Here is a 16030-nt window from a genome sequence, read left to right as displayed (position 1 = left end):
CTTAGCTTATCCCGAAGCCTCCACGGGCTCCCCCTCTAGCCCCAAGGCCTTGAGCCGGGCCACCAGGGCGGGGTCCTCCACCACCACGAGGTTCTCCTTGCCCCGGGTTTCCGCCCGAAGCCTCCCTTCCCGGGCGGCCTCCTTCCAGGCCTCCATGAGGTCGGGGTGCTGGAGGAGAAGGGGCGTCACCTTGTGGGCGGGGTAGCGCCTCACCGCAAGGCCTCCTCGAGGGCGTGCCAGGCCAGGGTGGCGCACTTTACCCGGGCGGGGAGCTTGGCCACCCCCTGGAGGGCCAAAAGATCCCCCAGGGCGGGGTCGGGGGGCGCCCCCTCCACCACCATGGCCTGGAACTTCCGGGAAAGCTCCAAGGCCTCCGCCACCCTTTTCCCCTTTACCGCCTCCGTCATCATGGAGGCGCTGGCGGTGCTGATGGCGCACCCCTGGCCCTGGAAGCGAATGTCGGCGATGGTGTCCCCTTCCAGGAGGACCATCACCTCCACCTGGTCCCCGCAGGAGGGGTTCATCCCCCCTGCCCGCTTGCTGGCCTGGGGCAGGACCCCGAAGTTCTTGGGGTTCTGGTAGTGCTTCAGGATGGTCTCCCGGTAGAGCTCGTCAAGAACGCTCATTGACCCTACTTTACTCCGCCCCTCCCTCCTCCAAAAGGGGGAGGCGCACCCGGAAGACCGTGCGTCCAGGCCGGCTTTCCACGGCGATCTCCCCCCCGTGGGCCCTGGCGATGGCCTGGGCAATGGCGAGGCCCAACCCCACCCCTCCCCCAGGCCCCCGGGCGAAACGCTGGAAGAGCCTAGGAAGGAGGTCTTCGGGGATGCCGGGCCCGGAGTCCTCCACCTCCAAAAGGGCCAGGCCCCCGTCCCGCCGCAGGCGCACCCTCACCCCCTCCTTCCCGGCGGCCCGCACCCCGTTGGCGAGGAGGTTCCTGAGCATCTGCAGGAGGCGGTCGGGGTCCCCGAGGACCTCGGCCGCCTCGCCCTGGAAGGCCACCCCGTGCTCCTCCGCCGCCTCCTTGGCCAGGGCTTTTAGGTCCACGATGTGGAGGTTGAGATTCCACCCCGCCTCCCCCCTCGCCAAGGCCAGGAGGTCCTCCACCAGGCGGCGCATCCTTTCCGCCGTGGCCCTCGCCGTCCTTAGGGCCTCCTCGTCCTGGGGGTTTCGGGAAAGGCGGTCCAGGTGGCCCAGGAGGACGGTGAGGGGGGTTCTGAGTTCGTGGCTCGCCTCGGCGAGGAAGGCCCTCTCTCGCTCCTTGGCCTCCTTTAGGGCGGCCAGGAGGCCGTTCACCGCCTCCACCATGCGGCCCACCTCGTCCTTGGGGAGGTGGAGGGGGATGGGCTCCAGGCGCTCGGGGTTCCTTTGGGCGATCTCCCGGGCCGCCTCCTCCAGGGGCCGGGCTGCCAAGCGGGCCGTCAGGTAGACGAGCCCCACCCCCAGGGGGAAAAGGAAGAAGAAGGCTTCCAAAAGCGAGCGCCTGAGGGCCGCCAGGGCCAGGTCAATGGGGGCCGTGTCCTGGGTGAGGGCCAGGATGCCCAAGGGGGTGCGCACCCAGGCGGCGGCGAAGCCTTCCCGGAAGGCAACCCGGGGGGCTTCCCCCGCACCCCGGAGCGCCTCCGGCCCCAGGCGGTGTTCCCGCCGGGTGAGGAGGAGGGGTTCCCCGTCTTCCGTATAGAGGTGGAGGTACACGCCCCCCGTGGCGATCAAGCTTCCCGAAAGGCCCTTCTGGTAGGCCTCTGCCGCCCTCCTTGCGTCCTCGAGGAGGCTCCTTTCCAGGTGGCCCCTCAGGGCCCGCTCCACCCCCCGGCCCGCCAGGTAGAGGGCCCCCACCAGGAAGAGGAGCCATAGGAGGCTAAAGGAGAGGAAAAGGCGCAGGCGGAAGGAAAGGGGCGGCATGGGGGTCTAGGTTTCCTCGTCCCCTTTGCCCGGGCGCACGGCGTAGCCGAGGCCCCGCACCGTGCGCAGGTACCCGTAGGCCCCTACCTCCCGGAGCTTGGCCCGCAGGTTGGCCACGTGCACGTCCAGAACGTTGGACTCCCGGCCCAAGGGACGGCCCCAGATCCTCTCCTCAATCTCCTCCCGGGGAAAGACCCTCCCGGGGCGGCTCATGAGGAGGTGGAGGAGGTCAAACTCCTTGGGGGATAGCCGCACCTCGGCCTCCCCAAAGAAGACCTGGCGGCGCTTGGGGTAAAGCTCAAGCCGGCCCACGGCGAGGACCTCGCTTCCCCCCTTGTGGCGGAGCTGCACCTGGATGCGGGCGAGGAGCTCGGCGGGGTGGAAGGGCTTCACCAGGTAGTCGTCCGCTCCCTCGGAAAGGAGGCCCACCTTGCGCTCCACGGCGTCCTGGGCGGTGAGGACCAGGATGGGGGTGTCGTCCGTGGCCCGGATGCGCCGGGCCACCTCCGCCCCGTCCAGGTCGGGAAGGCCCAGGTCCAAGACCACCAGGTCAGGCTTCCTCTCCCGGTGGCGCACCAGGCCCTCCATGCCGCTTTTGGCCCACTCCACCTGGAAGCCCGCTTCTTTGAGCTCCAGCTCCACCAACCGGGCCACCTCGGGGTCGTCCTCAATGACCAGGATGCGCTTCATGGCCAAAGCCTTTCCGGGGGGGTGAGGCCATAGGCCTCCTTGAGAAGCCTGAGAAGGCTCACCCGCTCCCTTTCCCAAACGAGGAGGACATCCCCCCGCTCCGCCACGCCGGGGAAGGCCCTAGGCTTTTCCCCGGGAAGGACGAGGAGGAGCTGCACCTCCTGCCCGGGCTTAGGGGGCACGGGGGAAGAAAGGGGGAGGAGGCGCTTCCCCTCCACCCGCCAGGCCCCGTGGAGGGTGCGCAGGTCCTGGGAAAGAAGCCTAAGCTCCGTCCCCGGGGGCAGGGCGGGGCCAAAAAGGGGGGGAAGAGCGGCCAGGGCCGCGCCGAGGAGGAGAAGCCAAGCCCAAAGGCGCATCTTCCTCCATTTTAGGGAGAGGGCTCCGCCCTTTGTGGGAGGGAGGTTAAGGGGCCTGAAGGTTTCTCGGGCAGGAGGAAGCCGGCGGAAACCACGTACTTCAGGGCGTCCTCCACGCTGATCTCCAAGGGGATCACCTCCTCCGTGGGCACCAGGATCACCATGCCGCTGGCGGGCACGGGGCTGGTGGGCACGAGGACGGCGGTGTACCCCTCGGGCAAGGGGGGCAGGCGGCTTCCCACGGGCTGGACCACGAAGCATAGGGTGTATAGCCCCCGCCTGGGGTACTCTATGACCGCCGCCCGGCTGAACTTCACCTCCTTCTGCCCGAAGAGGGTGTGGGCGATCTGCTGCACCGCCTTGTAGATGTCCCGCACCAGAGGGATGAGGAGGAGGGAGCGCTCCAGGGAAACGATGAGGCGCCGGCCTAGGTAGTTTTCCGCCAGGGTGCCCACCAGGTAGATGAGGAGGGCGGCCAGGAAGAGGCCCACGAAGGGGAGCGCCGGCTGGTACGCCCGGGGCACCTCCAGGTCCAGGAGGCGGAGAAACCCTTGGATGTAGCCCCCCGAGTAGGTGTAGACCCAGCCCAGGAAGTACAGGGTGACGAGGAGGGGCAAGAGGGTGACGAGGCCCGTGAGAAAACGTTGGCGGAGGCGCATGGCTACCAGTTTACGAAAAAGGCCCCCTGGGCTTGGGGGCCCCAGGGGCCTTCGGGTTTAGCGGCCCTCTCCCCGGCTTTGGGCGAGCTCCTTTAGGCCCTTCACGTCCTTCAGGATGATCTTGCCGTAGCCCGAGCGGATGTACCCTTCCCGGGCCAACTCGCCGATGACCTTGGTCACCGTCTCCCGGACGCTTCCCACAGCGGCGGCCAGCTCGTCGTGGGTGGCCCGTAGGACCAATCCCTCCTCCTCTTCCCGGGCCAAGGGGGTTTCGGCGAGCTCCAGAAGGGCCGCCGCCATGCGGTTTTTAAGCCTTTGCGTGGCCAGGCGCTCAATGCGGCGGTAGGACTCGGAAAGGGCCTGGGCGAGATGGGCCACCAGGTCCAAAAGCTCCTCGGGCCGGGGTTCCTTGGACAGGGCCTCCACCGCCACCTCGGTGACCGCCTCGGCGAAGTAGGTGCGCTCGGTGCCGGAGAGGGCCTCTTCCCCGAAGTATCCCCCCGGGCGCACCAGGCGCAGGGTGAGGGCGTTGCCCTCCTCGTCCACCGCCTCCAGGCGCACCAGGCCCTCGAGGACCCGGTAGACCCGGTCCCTGGGTCCCGGCACCCCGGGGTAGAGGATGACCTCCCCGGGCTTGAAGCTGAGGGTTTCGCGGGTCTGGGTCATGGCTGCCTCCTTAGCCCCAGGCTAGCACGCCCCAGGGATTTTGTAAACCTTAGGGTTGCAAAAATCCCCTGGACCACCGGGGGCCCAGGGAGCGCTTGCGGGTTATGGGCAAAGGGCGGTCCGTGGCGCCCCCGCCCCCCTGCCGCTCGTCCGGAGGGGCGTTTAGGGGAAGCCTCAGGGCGCAAGGCCCTCCCTATCCCCAAGGTCTACGGGGCGGCCAAAGGCTTGAGGCGCCTGCAACCCTCAGGGTGGACAGCGCACCCGCCCCTTCAAAGGCCTCGTGGGAAGGAAAGCGTGCCGGGGGTCATCCCGTGTTCTCCCTAAGCCACGCCAGGTAGGGCCCGTGCCCTTCGGCGATGGGCAGGGCGATGATCTCGGGCACCGTGTAGGGGTGGAGGGAGAGCACCCTTTCCTTGAGCTTGGGGAAGGCGAAGGTGGTGGTCTTGACGATAAGGAGGAGCTCCCGGTCCTCCACCACCTCCCCCTGCCAGCGGTAGACGGAGGTGAGGCCGGGGACGATGTTCACGCAGGCGGCCAAGCGCTCCTCCACCAGGGTGCGGGCCAGGATCTTCGCCACCTCCTCCGTGGGCACGGTGATGAGGACCACCTCTTCCATCTACTTCTCCTCCTCCACGGCGAAGGCGCTCGCCACCTCGTCGTCCTCGGGCAGGTTCATCACCTTGACCCCGGCGGTGGGGCGGGAGTACTGGGGGATCTCCTTCACCGGGGTGCGGATGGCCAGGCCCTTCTTGGAGAGGACCAGGAGGTCCTCCGTGCCCCGCACCTTGAGGAGAGCGGCAAGCCGCCCGGTGCGCACGCTCACCCCGTAGGTGATGACCCCCACCCCGCCCCGGCCCTGCAGCGGGTACTCGGAAAGGGGCGTGCGCTTGCCATAGCCCCGGGTGCTCACCGCCAGGAGGTCCACCATCTCGCCGGGCTTCACCGTCACCAGGGAAACCACCCGGTCCCCGGGCTTCTTAAAGCGGATGCCCGTGACGCCTTGGCTGTCCCGGCCCGTGGCCCGCACCTCCTCTAGGGGGAAGCGGATGGCCTGGCCCGCCTCCGTGGCCAGGATGGCCTCGTCCTCGGGGTCGGAGAGGGCCACGCCGATGAGCCGGTCCCCTTCCTGGAGCCTTAGGGCGATGAGGCCCGCCGAGCCCAGGTTCTGGTACTCCCTTAGGGCGGTGCGCTTCACCAGCCCCCGCTCCGTGGCGAAGACCAAGAAGCCCTCCCCGTCCAGGCCCCGCACGGAAAGGAGGGCGGCCACCTCCTCCTCTTCCGCCAGGGGCAGGAGGGTTTTCACGTGCACCCCCCGGGCCTGGCGCCCCAGCTCGGGCAGGTCGTAGACCTTGAGGCGGTAGACGCGGCCCCGGTTGGTGAAGAGGAGGAGGTCGTCGTGGGCCCCGGCCACGAAGACCTGGGTGGCCTCGTCCTCCTCCTTGGTCTTGCCCGCCAAAAGGCCCTTGCCGCCCCGCCCCTGGGCCCGGTAGGCCTCCAAGGGGAGGCGCTTGAGGAAGCCCTGGGCGGTGAGGGTGATGACCATGGGCTCGTCCTCAATGAGGTCCTCGGGGTTGAAGCTCTCCTCAAACTCGGTGATGAGGGTGCGGCGGGCGTCCCCGTACTTCTCTTTGATGCGGAGGAGGTCCTGTTTCACCTCGCCCCAAAGCCGGGTTTCGTCCTCGAGGATGGCCCTAAGCCGGGCGATCTCCTCCATGAGCCCCCGGTACTCCTCCAGGAGCTTTTCCCTTTCCAGGGCCACCAGGCGCTGGAGGCGCATGTCCAGGATGGCCTGGGCCTGGACCTCGGTGAGGCCGAAGCGCTCCATGAGGGCGGCGCGGGCCTTTTGGGCGTCCTCCGAGGCCCGGATGAGGGCGATGACCTCGTCAATGTGGTCCAGGGCAATGAGGAGCCCCTCCAGGACGTGGGCCCGCTCCTCCGCCTTCTTCAGGTCAAAGAGGCTTTTCCGCCTCAGGACCTCCTTGCGGTGGTCCAGGTAGTGGCGCATGAGGTCCAGGAGGGAGAGGACCTTGGGCTCCCCCTGGACGATGGCGAGGAGGTTCACCGTGAAGGAGGTCTGCAGGGCAGTGTGTTTGTAGAGTTGGTTGAGGACCACCTGGGGGTTCGCCCCCCGCTTGAGCTCAATGGCGATCCTCAGGCCCTGGCGGTCGGACTCATCCCGGAGGGCCACGATGTCCTCCAGTTTCTTGGCCTTGACCAGGGCGGCGATCTGGGCGATGAGGCTCGCCTTGTTCACCTGGTAGGGGATTTCCGTGACCACCAGCATGGGCCTTTGCCCCTTCTCCTCCACCCGTACCTTGGCCCGGACTTTTAGGCTTCCCCGGCCGGTGGCATAGGCCTCCTTGATCCCCTTCTTGGAAAGTTTTCCCCCTGTGGGGAAGTCGGGGCCAGGGATATAGCGCATTACCTCCTCGAGGGTGATCCCCGGGTTGTCAATCATGGCCACCAGGGCGTCCACCACCTCGGAAAGGTTGTGGGGCGGGAGGCTTGTGGCCATGCCCACGGCGATGCCGCTCGCCCCGTTCACCAGGAGGTTGGGGATGGCGGCGGGCAGGACCTCGGGCTCCTTGAGGGAGCCGTCGTAGTTGGGGCGGAAGTCCACCGTTTCCTTGTCAATCTCGGCGAGCATCTCCGCCCCAAGGTGGGAAAGTCGGGCCTCGGTGTAGCGCTGGGCGGCCGGAGGGTCCCCGTCTATGGAGCCGAAGTTGCCCTGGCCGTCCATGAGGGGGTAGCGCAGGTTCCAGGGCTGGGCCAGGCGCACCAAGGCCTCGTAGATGGCGGCGTCCCCGTGGGGGTGGTACTTGCCCATGACCTCGCCCACGATTTTGGCGCTTTTCACGTGCTTGCGCGTGGGCAAGACCCCTTCCTGGTAGGCGCCGAAGAGGATGCGCCGCTGGACCGGCTTAAGCCCGTCCCGCACGTCGGGCAGGGCCCGGTCCACGATCACGGACATGGCGTAGTTGATGAAGCTTTGCTTGAGCTCCTCGGTGATTTCTACAGGCAGGACCTGGGACATAGCGCTCCTAAGGCGTGCAGACGCCAAGTTTCATCTTACCAGGACTTGGGGTTTTACGCCTGGCTTGACTTCGCCCCCGCTACCCCGGACGATGGAAAGGATGGTAAGCCGCATCCGCAACTTCTCCATCATCGCCCACGTGGACCACGGGAAGTCCACCTTAGCCGACCGCATCCTGCAGATGACCCACGCCGTGAGCGAGCGGGAGATGCGGGAACAGTTTCTGGACTCCCTAGAGCTAGAAAGGGAGCGGGGCATCACCATCAAGGCCAGTGCGGTGCGGGTCAACTACCAGGCCAAGGACGGCCAGACCTACGTCTTCCACCTCATTGACACCCCGGGGCACGTGGACTTCACCTACGAGGTGTCCCGGGCCCTGGCGGCGGTGGAAGGGGTGCTCTTGGTGGTGGACGCAAGCCAGGGGGTGGAGGCCCAGACCATCGCCAACTTCTACCTGGCCCTAGAGCACAACCACGTGATCATCCCGGTCATTAACAAGATTGACCTGCCCAACGCCCGGCCCCTGGAGGTGGCCCTCGAGGTGGAGGAGGTCCTGGGCATCCCCGCCGACGAGGCCATCTTCGCCTCGGGCAAGACGGGGGAAGGGGTGGAGGAGATCCTCGAGGCCATCGTGAAGCGCATCCCCCCGCCCCAAGGGGACCCCGAAGCCCCCCTCAAGGCCCTCATCTTTGACTCCCTCTACGATGCCTACCAGGGCGTCATCCCCTACCTGCGCATCTTTGAGGGTACGGTGCGCCCCGGGGACAGGATCCGCATCTTCTCCACGGGGAAGGAGTTCACCGTGGACAAGGTGGGGGTCTTCACCCCGCAAGGCCTCGTGCCCACGGAAAGCCTCTCCGTGGGGGAGGTGGGCTGGCTCACCGCCGCCATCCGGGACATCCACGACGTCCAGGTGGGGGACACCATCACCCTGGCCCACCACCCCACCCCCGCCCCCTACCCCGGGTTCCGCCCCGCCAAGCCCGTGGTCTTCGCCGGGCTTTACCCGGTGGACTCCGGGGACTACAACAAGCTAAGGGACGCCCTGGAGAAGCTTAAGCTCAACGATGCCGCCCTCTCCTTTGAGCCGGAAACCTCCACCGCCTTGGGCTTTGGCTTCCGCTGCGGCTTCTTGGGCCTCCTCCACGCCGAGATCGTTCAAGAGCGGCTTGAGCGGGAGTTCGGCCTAGAACTCATCGCCACCGCCCCCAGCGTGGTCTACAAGGTGCGGCTCAAAAGCGGGGAGGAAGTGGAGATCCACAACCCCGCCGACCTTCCCGACCCCACCAAGATAGAGGAGATCCTCGAGCCTTACGTGAAGCTCACCATCTTTACCCCGGAGGAATACGTGGGGAGCATCATGCAGCTCGTGCAGGAAAAGCGGGGACGCCTCCTGAGCATGAACTACCTGCCCGGGGCCCAGAAGCGGGTGGAGCTCGTCTACGAGGCCCCCTTCGCCGAGATCCTCTACGATTTCCACGACCGCCTGAAAAGCCTCTCCCGGGGCTACGCCTCCATGGACTACGAGCAGGCGGGCTACCAGCCGGGGGACCTGGTGAAGGTGAACGTGCTGGTCCACGGGGAGGTGGTGGACGCCCTCACCTTCATCGCCCACCGGGAAAAGGCCTACAGCCTGGCCCGGGCCATCGTGGACAAGCTGGCCGAGGTGATCCCCAGGCAGCTCTTTGAGGTGCCCATCCAGGCGGCCATCGGGGGCAAGATCATCGCCCGGGCCACGGTGAAGGCCCTCAGAAAGGACGTTTTGGCCAAGTGCTACGGCGGGGACGTGACCCGGAAGAAGAAGCTCTTGGAAAAGCAAAAGGAGGGGAAGAAGCGGCTCAAGGCCATCGGCAAGGTGGAGGTGCCGCAGGAAGCCTTCCTGGCGGTGCTTTCGGCGGGAAGGGATGAGCCTTAGGGCTAGGCTAGCCCTGGTCATCGGCCTCCTGGCCTTCTTGCCCAACCTGGTCCTGGCCCTCACCCTGGGCCTCCTGGGGGAGGGTCCATGGCTTCCCCTCTTGCTTTGGCTCGCCTTTTTGGCCTTGGTTTCGGCGGGGGTGGGCTACTTCTTGGCGCAAGGGCTTTTGCGGCCTCTGGAGGAGCTCACCCGGGCCCTGGCCTACCTCTCCCTCAAGGGGGAGCTTAAGGGGCTTCGCCTTCCCGCCCCCAAAGAGCCCCCGCCGGGGGAGATTGCCCTTTTGCGCGCCCGCTTCACGGAACTCCTGGAGCGCCTCGCCGAGCTTTTGGAGGCTAGGGAGGCCTTCTACGCCGCCTTGGCCCACGACCTGAAGACGCCCTTGATCTCCGCCATCCGCGCCCTGGAATACCTGGAGAAGGCGGACGATCTTGGCAAGGAAAGGCGGCTTGCGCTCCTAAGAAACCTTAAGGAGGAGCTTTCCCGCGCCTACCGCCTCGTGGAAAACCTCCTCGCCCTCTCCCGCCTCGAGGCCCGCCCGCCCCAGGTGGAAACCCTCAACCTGAGGGCCCTGGCGGAGGACCTCCTCTTCCGCTACCAGGAGGAGGCCAAGGGGCGGGGCCTCCGCCTCTTTCTGGAAGGGGCGGGGCTTGGGCGGGGGGAGAGGCTTCTCGTGGAGCGGGCCCTCGCCAACCTCTTGGAAAACGCCCTCCGCCACGCCAAGAAGGAGGTGCGGGTGCGGGTGGAGGATGGGGCCCTATGGGTGGAGGACGACGGCCCCGGGCTTCCCCTTCCCCTCGAGGCCCTGGCCCAGCCCTTCCGCCAAGGCCCAGGCAGGCGGGGAAGCGCCGGCCTTGGCCTCTACACGGCCAAGAAGGTGGCGGAGGCCCACGGGGGGAAGCTTAGCGCTTTCCCAAGCCCCTTAGGGGGCGCCTCCTTGCGCCTGGAGCTTCCCAAGGGCTAGTCCATCACCGGGGGGATCTGCCGCACCCAGAGGATGTAGGAGAGGTAGGCCAGGTACTCCAAGGGCTTTTCCGAAAGGGGCCGGTCCATCTCCAGGCTCATCATGGCCTCCCCTCCCCGTTTTTTGCGGCTCACGGTGAGGTGGGCGATGTTCACCTCGTCGTCCGCCAGGATGCGGGCCACCCGGGCCACCACCCCCGGGGTATCCACGTTGCGGATCACCAGGGTGGGGGCGCTCCCCGTGATGCGCACCTCAAACCCGTCCAGGTCAAAGATGCGCACGAGCCCCCCGCCCAGGGAGCTTCCCGTCACCACAAGCCGCCCTCCCTCCCCTTCCAGGACCATGCGCACGGTGTTGGGGTGGACGTCCCCAAGCTCCACCTCCTTGAAGACCACCTCCACCCCTTCCGCCTCCGCCAGGGCCAGGCTCTCCTTAAGCCGCTCGTCGTCTGGCCGCAAGCCCAAGACCCCGGCCACTAGCGCGAGGTGGGTCCCGTGCCCCTTCCCGGTCTTGGCGAAGGAGCCGTGGAGGCCGAACTCCACCCGCTTGGGCTTCTCCCCGAGGAGGTGGCGGGCAAGGAGGGCCAAGCGGCAGGCCCCCGCCGTGTGGCTAGAGGAAGGCCCCACCATCACCGGCCCGATCATGTCCAATAGACCCATGCCTGTAGAATAACGCCATGCGCCTTCGCTTGGCGGCTTTGGCCCTCCTTTTGCCTTGGGCCCTGGCCCAAAGCCTCCTGGTACCCCCGGAAGCCTCCCTAGGCCAGCCCTTAACCCTGGAAGGACGGGACCTTCCCGAAGGGCGCTTCCCCTTAGAGGTGGAAGGCCCTAAGGGAACCCAGACCCAAACGGTGGAGGTGCAGGGGGGTAGTTTCCGCCTAAGCCTCACCCCGGAAGCCCCGGGGGAGTACCGGGTGCGCCTCGTCCTGCCCTCGGGGGCCTTGGAGGGGCGCTTCACCGTCCATGGCCAACCCACCCCCACCCTCACGGAAGAGGGCCTACACCTGCCCTGGGGGCTCCTTCCCTTGCCCCAAGGCCCTTGGCTCGGGCCCTTGGTCCAGGGGGAAAGGGTGTACGTGGCCCAGGGGCTTCTGGTCCTGGAGGCGGGCCTGAAGGAGCCCGGGGTGCGCTACCACTTCGCCCCCGCCAAGGTGGTGGCCCTAAGGCCAGGCCCCGAGGCCCTTCTGCAGGGGGAGAGGGTCCTGCCCGTACCCTTCCCCCCCCTTCCCTTTGAGGGGAGCGGGGAGGACCTGCGGGCGCTCGCCCCTCTCCTCCAGGCCCTAAATCCCCCCAGGCCCTGGCCCTACTTCGCCTACTGGGCCCTGGACCCCGAAAGCCTGGGCCCAGAAGACCTCGAGGCCTACCGCCAAGACCTCCTCGCCCGGGGGCACCGCCCCGAGCTCCCCTACGCCTTCCCCCCCGTCTTGGCCCTGGCGGAGGCGGCCAAGCGCCTGGAGGAGAAGGACCCCGAAAGGGCCCGCCTCCTCACGGAAACCCTCCTCCGCACAAGCCCCCTCTTCCCCGGCTCCTTGGCCTTTTTCCAGGAGCGGGCGGAGGCCCTCGAGGCCCAAGGCCTCCCCGCCCAGGCCCTGCGCCTCCGGGTAGCGGTGGAAACCCTAAGGGCCTGGTTGCCGCCTAGCCTAGAGGGGCTCTCCCTCGCCCTCGCCGTCCTGGCCGTGGCCTATCTGGTCCTCCTCCTTTACCTCGTCCTCTTCTACCTCCCCCCCCAACTCCGGGACCTGCGGAACCTGGGCGGCTTCCTGGGCGGGTTCTTCCGGCACCCCCTCCTGCGCCTGAGGCACCTTTCCCTGGCCTACGCCAGCTTTGGGGAAAGGCTCCTTGCCCTCCTCCTCCTCCTCGCCCTAGGGGCCGCCACCCTCCTCCACGGCCTGGACCAGGAAGCCCGGAAAGCCCTCTTCGCTCCCCCCCTAGACCGGGGCTCCTTGCGCACCCAAGCCGCTTTGGACTGGCTCCGCTCCCTCCCCCCCACCCCGGAAACCCAAGCCCTTCTGGGCTACGCCCTCCTGCCGGAGGCGCCCAAGGAAGCCAAGGGGCTCTTGGAGGGGAGCGGCCTGCCCTTCGCCCTGGCCCTCACGGGGGAGGAGAAGGCCCTTGCGGAGGCCTACCGGAAAGCCCCCTTAGAGGGCCCCATCCGCACCGCTTTGGGCCTGGGCACCGATCCCTGGGGGGCGAGGGAGGCGGGGCCCAGCGCCCGTACCCTTTACCTCGCCCTCTTGCAGACGGAATGGATCCGGTTTCTGCAGGACCCCTGGCGCACCTTCCTGGCCCTGCCCCTTCCCCTACCCGAGCGGGCCCGCCCCTGGGCCTTCCTGGGCTACTTCCTCCTCCTCCTCTACCACTTCTTCGCCTTCCTCCTTCCCCGGCGCAAGGGCACCGTACCCCCCACCTACGCCCTCCTCGTGCGCCTCTTCGTGCCGGGAAGCCTCGGCTTCGCCGCAGGGCTTGGCGTCCTCCTCCTCTTCCTCGCCGCTTGGGGCTTGGTGCGCCTGGGGCAAGGGGAAGGCCCCGGCCTTCTCCTTGGGGCCTACGCCCTGCACCTTTTGGGGTTAGCCTTAGGCCTGAGGAGGTCGTGATGATCCTGCCCCCCATCCCCACCCCCTTTGACCGGAAAGGAAGGCTAGACCTCGAGGCCTTCCGCGCCCTGGCCGAGGCCCTGGAACCCTTGGTGGACGGGCTTCTCATCTACGGCTCCAACGGGGAAGGGGTCCACCTCACCCCCGAGGAGCGGGGCCAAGGCCTCCGGGCCCTCCGCCCCAAGAAGCCCTTCCTGGTGGGCCTCATGGAGGAAACCCTGCCCCAGGCGGAAAGGGCCCTGGAGGAGGCCAAGGAGGTGGGGGCCATGGCCCTTTTGGCCACCCCGCCCCGCTACTACCACACAAGCCTTGGGGAAGGGCTTTCCCGCTACTACGAGGCCCTGGCGGAGCGGATGCCCCTTTTCCTCTACCACGTGCCCCAAAACACCCGGGTGGACCTCCCCTTGGGTGCGGTGGAGGCCTTGGCCCAGCACCCGGGCATCCAGGGCATCAAGGACTCCAGCGGCGACCTCTCCCGCCTCGCCTTCTACCAGGCCAAGCTCCCCGGCTTCCGCGTCTTCACCGGGCACGCCCCCACCTTCCTGGGCGCCTTGGCCCTGGGGGCGGAAGGGGGCATCCTGGCGGCGGCCAACCTGGCCCCCAGGGCCTACCGGGCCCTCCTCGCCCACTTCCGGGCAGGGCGGCTCGCCGAGGCGGAGGCCTTGCAGAAAAAACTTTTCCCCTTGGGCCACCTGCTCGCCCAAGGCGGGGTGCCCCTCCTCAAACAGGCCCTGAGGCACCTGGGTCTCCCTGCGGGCTACCCCAGGCCCCCCTACACGGCGGAAAGCCCCCTTTGGGGAAGCTTCCTTCCCGTTTTGGAAGCGCTGAAGGAGGAGGGATGGCTCCTTTGAGGTTCCTCCTGGCCCTTATCCTTTTCCTCGCCGCCTGCGCCCCCAGGCCCACCCCGCCCGCGGCCACCCTGCTTGGGGCGGAACTCCTGGGCCTGGAGCTCGCCCCCGAGCCCACCCTGGTCCTCGGCCTAAGGGTGGCCTTCCAAAACCCCAACCCCTTCCCCCTCCCCCTTGCCGCCTTCGGCACCCGGCTTAGGGTGGGGGAGGTGGTGGTCCCCCTGGACCTGAACCTGCCCCCCGGGAGGAGGGAGGAAACCCTCACCGTGCGCCTCACCCCCCGCCAGGCCCGGGCCACGGGGCAGGCCCTCCTCTCCCGGGAGGGGGTGGAGGTGGCCCTGGAAGGGAAAACCTTGGGCCAGGACCTCACCTTCTTCCGCACCCGCCTCGCCTTCCCCTTGGAGCCCCTACGGGTGCGGCGGGCCGGGGGGAACTTCTTCCTGGAAAACCCCAACCCCCTCCCCTTGCGGGGGGGGGGGCGGCNCCTGGAAAACCCCAACCCCCTCCCCTTGCGGGTGGAGGGGCGGCTTGTGCTCCTCGGGCAAAGCCTAAGGGTGGAGGCGGACCTTCCCGCCCGGGGCGAGGGGCGGCTTCAGGTGGTGGGCTTCCGCCCGGGCCTGGAAAGGGGCTCAGGCCGGCTGGAACTCACCCTCCAGGTCCCGGGCTTCTTCCAGACCACCCTGGTGCTTTCCCTCTAGAGGCGGAAGGCCAGGGGAAGGAGCTCGCCTAGGGTCTTCTCCACGTACCCCTCGGGGCCGTGGAGAAGGACCGGGGTGTCGGGGGCCCCGAACTCCATGAGCACCTGCCGGCACCCCCCACAAGGGGGGATGGGGCCTTTGGGGCTATAGATGTGCACCCGGTCTATGCGCCTTTTCCCCGCCAGGACCATGGCCGCCACGGCGTTCCGCTCGGCGCACTGGGAAAGGGGGAAGGAGGCGTTCTCCACGTTGACCCCTAGGAAGGCCTCCCCTTCCGCCTCCACCAAGGCCACCACGGGAAAGCCCGAGTAGGGGGCGTAGGCCCGGGCCACGTGGGCCTGCAAAAGTTTCCTAACCCCCTCCATGCTCCACCAGCCTTTCCACCCGTACCCGCTCTATCCGCCTCTGGTCGGCGCTTTCCACCACGAAGCGGAAGCCCTGCCACTCCACGCTCTCCCCCACCCCGGGAATGCGGCCAAAGCGCTCGTAGAGGAAGCCGGAAAGCGTATCGTACTCCCCCTCGGGAAGCTCCACCCCCAAGGCCTCGGAAACCTCGTCCACGGGGGTCTGGGCCTGGATGGAGTAGGAGCCATCGGGCAGGCGGCGGATGGGGGCGTCCTCGGGCTCGTCGGTTTCGTCGTAGATCTCGCCCACGATCTCCTCCATCACGTCCTCCAGGGTGACGAGGCCCGCCGTGCCCCCGAACTCGTCCACCACGATGGCCAGGTGCACCTTGCGGCGGCGGAGCTCCCTAAGCAGGGTCCAGGCGTCCATGTTCTCCGGGACAAAGTAGGGAGGGTGGGCGATGGAGGCCACGGTCCTCCCCTTCAGGTCCTCCTCGCAGTAGTAGTCCAAGAGGTCCTTGGCGTAGGCCACCCCCACGATGTGGTCCACGCTTTCCCGGTAGACGGGGATGCGGCTATAGCGGTGCTCGCGGAAGAGCTGGAGGAGGTCTTCCAAGGTGGCCTCCGCCTCTATGGCCACCATCTCCACCCGGGGGGTCATGATCTCCCGCACCGGGGTTTCCTCCAACTCCAGGATGGAGTGGATCATCTCCTCCTCCTGGGCCTCAATGGTCCCCGACTCCTCTGCGCCCGCCAGAATGAGCCGAAGTTCCTCTTCCGAAACCAAGGGGGTGTTCCGGGGCTCGAGGCCCAGAAGCCGCAAAATGCCTCCCGAAACCCAGCTGAAAAACCGCCCCAGGGGGTAAAAGAGGACGGAGAGGAAGTAGATGGGCCACGCCGCCACCCGGGCCAGGGCCTCGGCGTGGTGCACGGCGATGGACTTGGGGGTGATCTCGCCGAAGAAGAGGATCAAAAAGGTCATGACCCCGGTGGCGAGCCCCACCCCCCAAGAGCCAAAGGCCCGGGTGGCCAGGTCCGTCACCAAGGCGGTGGCGGCGATGTTCACCAGGTTGTTGCCCACCAGGATGGTGGTGAGAAACCGGGTGATGTCCCGGGCAAGGAGGGTATAGGGGCCGTTCTTCGCCTCCGCCAGCTCCTTGAGTTTCCACGGGTAAAGGGCGGTGAAGGCGGTCTCGCTGGCGGAGAAAAAGGCGGAAAGGCCCAGGAAGAGGACCAGAAGAAAAAGGTCCCCAGGGCTTGGGGCTTGGGTTTGGGCCAGGGCTAGGGAACCGAAGGGGAGAAAGAAGAGCCACCGACTGGGAGGTCTGTCCATATCACCTGGGCCCATTGTACACCATGGGGGC

The 16030-nt window shown here is 67.7% G+C and carries 17 protein-coding genes; 5 read left to right on the top strand and 12 right to left on the bottom strand.

The features are described 5' to 3' along the window. Positions 1-6: 6 nt before the first annotated feature. The 9 genes from LXN00_RS03710 to gyrA all read right to left on the bottom strand — a co-directional run bounded on the left by LXN00_RS03710 (position 7) and on the right by gyrA (position 7307). Positions 7-213: a hypothetical protein gene (locus LXN00_RS03710; RefSeq protein WP_234504952.1), complete on the bottom strand. Its 207-nt coding sequence runs from the start codon at positions 211-213 to the stop codon at positions 7-9. Next, positions 210-626 carry a Fe-S cluster assembly sulfur transfer protein SufU gene (gene sufU / locus LXN00_RS03705; RefSeq protein WP_234504950.1) on the bottom strand — a complete coding sequence of 139 codons (417 nt, stop codon included), beginning with the start codon at positions 624-626 and terminating at the stop codon, positions 210-212. The genes LXN00_RS03710 and sufU overlap by 4 nt, the downstream gene beginning before the upstream one ends. A 10-nt stretch (positions 627-636) precedes the next feature. Then, entirely contained in the window at positions 637-1902 is a 1266-nt protein-coding gene (locus LXN00_RS03700) for a sensor histidine kinase (protein ID WP_234504947.1), read from the bottom strand. A 6-nt stretch (positions 1903-1908) separates the two neighbouring features. Continuing rightward, a complete protein-coding gene (locus LXN00_RS03695; RefSeq protein WP_234504935.1) occupies positions 1909-2592 on the bottom strand; it encodes a response regulator transcription factor in 684 nt (227 codons plus the stop codon). Continuing rightward, positions 2589-2948: a hypothetical protein gene (locus tag LXN00_RS03690; RefSeq protein ID WP_234504932.1), complete on the bottom strand. Its 360-nt coding sequence runs from the start codon at positions 2946-2948 to the stop codon at positions 2589-2591. Before LXN00_RS03690 ends, LXN00_RS03695 begins: the two co-directional genes overlap by 4 nt. An 11-nt stretch (positions 2949-2959) precedes the next feature. After that, positions 2960-3607 (bottom strand): DUF502 domain-containing protein, encoded by a 648-nt coding sequence (locus LXN00_RS03685; protein WP_234504929.1) that lies wholly within the window; start codon positions 3605-3607, stop codon positions 2960-2962. 57 nt (positions 3608-3664) lie between these two features. Beyond that, positions 3665-4273, bottom strand: coding sequence for a helix-turn-helix domain-containing protein (locus LXN00_RS03680; RefSeq protein WP_234504927.1), 609 nt, complete (start codon positions 4271-4273; stop codon positions 3665-3667). Positions 4274-4577: 304 nt separating this feature from the next. Then, the gene (gene cutA / locus LXN00_RS03675; protein WP_234504925.1) at positions 4578-4889 is read right to left on the bottom strand and encodes a divalent-cation tolerance protein CutA; all 312 of its coding nucleotides are present in this window, start codon (positions 4887-4889) and stop codon (positions 4578-4580) included. After that, positions 4890-7307 (bottom strand): DNA gyrase subunit A, encoded by a 2418-nt coding sequence (gene gyrA, locus LXN00_RS03670; RefSeq protein ID WP_234504923.1) that lies wholly within the window; start codon positions 7305-7307, stop codon positions 4890-4892. A 91-nt stretch (positions 7308-7398) separates the two neighbouring features. Here gyrA and lepA point away from each other — a divergent pair, with 91 nt between their 5' ends. Further along, positions 7399-9222: a translation elongation factor 4 gene (lepA, locus tag LXN00_RS03665; RefSeq protein WP_234504920.1), complete on the top strand. Its 1824-nt coding sequence runs from the start codon at positions 7399-7401 to the stop codon at positions 9220-9222. Next, the gene (locus LXN00_RS03660; RefSeq protein ID WP_234504916.1) at positions 9212-10183 is read left to right on the top strand and encodes a sensor histidine kinase; all 972 of its coding nucleotides are present in this window, start codon (positions 9212-9214) and stop codon (positions 10181-10183) included. Before lepA ends, LXN00_RS03660 begins: the two co-directional genes overlap by 11 nt. Here the strand turns inward: LXN00_RS03660 and sdaAB are convergent. Beyond that, a complete protein-coding gene (gene sdaAB / locus LXN00_RS03655; protein ID WP_234504914.1) occupies positions 10180-10842 on the bottom strand; it encodes an L-serine ammonia-lyase, iron-sulfur-dependent subunit beta in 663 nt (220 codons plus the stop codon). The two genes, LXN00_RS03660 and sdaAB, sit on opposite strands and share 4 nt — an antisense overlap. A 17-nt stretch (positions 10843-10859) precedes the next feature. On the opposite strand from sdaAB, the gene LXN00_RS03650 reads away from it, so the two are divergent. From LXN00_RS03650 to LXN00_RS03640, 3 genes are read left to right on the top strand one after another with little or no spacing between them, the layout of a single operon-like run. After that, entirely contained in the window at positions 10860-12776 is a 1917-nt protein-coding gene (locus LXN00_RS03650) for a hypothetical protein (protein WP_234504912.1), read from the top strand. After that, a complete protein-coding gene (locus LXN00_RS03645) occupies positions 12776-13627 on the top strand; it encodes a dihydrodipicolinate synthase family protein (RefSeq protein WP_234504909.1) in 852 nt (283 codons plus the stop codon). Before LXN00_RS03650 ends, LXN00_RS03645 begins: the two co-directional genes overlap by 1 nt. Further along, complete coding sequence (locus LXN00_RS03640; protein WP_234504907.1) at positions 13615-14322, top strand: hypothetical protein; 708 nt, start codon at positions 13615-13617, stop codon at positions 14320-14322. Before LXN00_RS03645 ends, LXN00_RS03640 begins: the two co-directional genes overlap by 13 nt. On the opposite strand, the gene cdd is transcribed toward LXN00_RS03640, so the two are convergent. After that, positions 14319-14687, bottom strand: coding sequence for a cytidine deaminase (cdd, locus tag LXN00_RS03635; RefSeq protein WP_234504905.1), 369 nt, complete (start codon positions 14685-14687; stop codon positions 14319-14321). The genes LXN00_RS03640 and cdd overlap by 4 nt on opposite strands. Further along, a complete protein-coding gene (locus LXN00_RS03630) occupies positions 14674-15999 on the bottom strand; it encodes a hemolysin family protein (protein ID WP_234504903.1) in 1326 nt (441 codons plus the stop codon). Before LXN00_RS03630 ends, cdd begins: the two co-directional genes overlap by 14 nt. Between the last annotated feature and the right edge of the window lie 31 nt (positions 16000-16030).

This window comes from Thermus brockianus (genome assembly GCF_021462505.1).
Classification (GTDB): domain Bacteria; phylum Deinococcota; class Deinococci; order Deinococcales; family Thermaceae; genus Thermus; species Thermus hydrothermalis.
This window is presented reverse-complemented; position numbering and strand designations above follow the sequence as displayed.

What these genes read in the sequence shown, in the direction of transcription:
- LXN00_RS03630 (WP_234504903.1), bottom strand. Translation starts at nt 15,999, where the DNA reads ATGGACAGACCTCCCAGTCGGTGGCTCTTCTTTCTCCCCTTCGGTTCC.
- LXN00_RS03680 (WP_234504927.1), bottom strand. Translation starts at nt 4,273, where the DNA reads ATGACCCAGACCCGCGAAACCCTCAGCTTCAAGCCCGGGGAGGTCATC.
- LXN00_RS03700 (WP_234504947.1), bottom strand. Translation starts at nt 1,902, where the DNA reads ATGCCGCCCCTTTCCTTCCGCCTGCGCCTTTTCCTCTCCTTTAGCCTC.
- gyrA (WP_234504923.1), bottom strand. Translation starts at nt 7,307, where the DNA reads ATGTCCCAGGTCCTGCCTGTAGAAATCACCGAGGAGCTCAAGCAAAGC.
- LXN00_RS03690 (WP_234504932.1), bottom strand. Translation starts at nt 2,948, where the DNA reads ATGCGCCTTTGGGCTTGGCTTCTCCTCCTCGGCGCGGCCCTGGCCGCT.
- sdaAB (WP_234504914.1), bottom strand. Translation starts at nt 10,842, where the DNA reads ATGGGTCTATTGGACATGATCGGGCCGGTGATGGTGGGGCCTTCCTCT.
- LXN00_RS03695 (WP_234504935.1), bottom strand. Translation starts at nt 2,592, where the DNA reads ATGAAGCGCATCCTGGTCATTGAGGACGACCCCGAGGTGGCCCGGTTG.
- LXN00_RS03660 (WP_234504916.1), top strand. Translation starts at nt 9,212, where the DNA reads ATGAGCCTTAGGGCTAGGCTAGCCCTGGTCATCGGCCTCCTGGCCTTC.
- LXN00_RS03650 (WP_234504912.1), top strand. Translation starts at nt 10,860, where the DNA reads ATGCGCCTTCGCTTGGCGGCTTTGGCCCTCCTTTTGCCTTGGGCCCTG.
- cutA (WP_234504925.1), bottom strand. Translation starts at nt 4,889, where the DNA reads ATGGAAGAGGTGGTCCTCATCACCGTGCCCACGGAGGAGGTGGCGAAG.
- lepA (WP_234504920.1), top strand. Translation starts at nt 7,399, where the DNA reads ATGGAAAGGATGGTAAGCCGCATCCGCAACTTCTCCATCATCGCCCAC.
- LXN00_RS03685 (WP_234504929.1), bottom strand. Translation starts at nt 3,607, where the DNA reads ATGCGCCTCCGCCAACGTTTTCTCACGGGCCTCGTCACCCTCTTGCCC.
- cdd (WP_234504905.1), bottom strand. Translation starts at nt 14,687, where the DNA reads ATGGAGGGGGTTAGGAAACTTTTGCAGGCCCACGTGGCCCGGGCCTAC.
- sufU (WP_234504950.1), bottom strand. Translation starts at nt 626, where the DNA reads ATGAGCGTTCTTGACGAGCTCTACCGGGAGACCATCCTGAAGCACTAC.
- LXN00_RS03645 (WP_234504909.1), top strand. Translation starts at nt 12,776, where the DNA reads ATGATCCTGCCCCCCATCCCCACCCCCTTTGACCGGAAAGGAAGGCTA.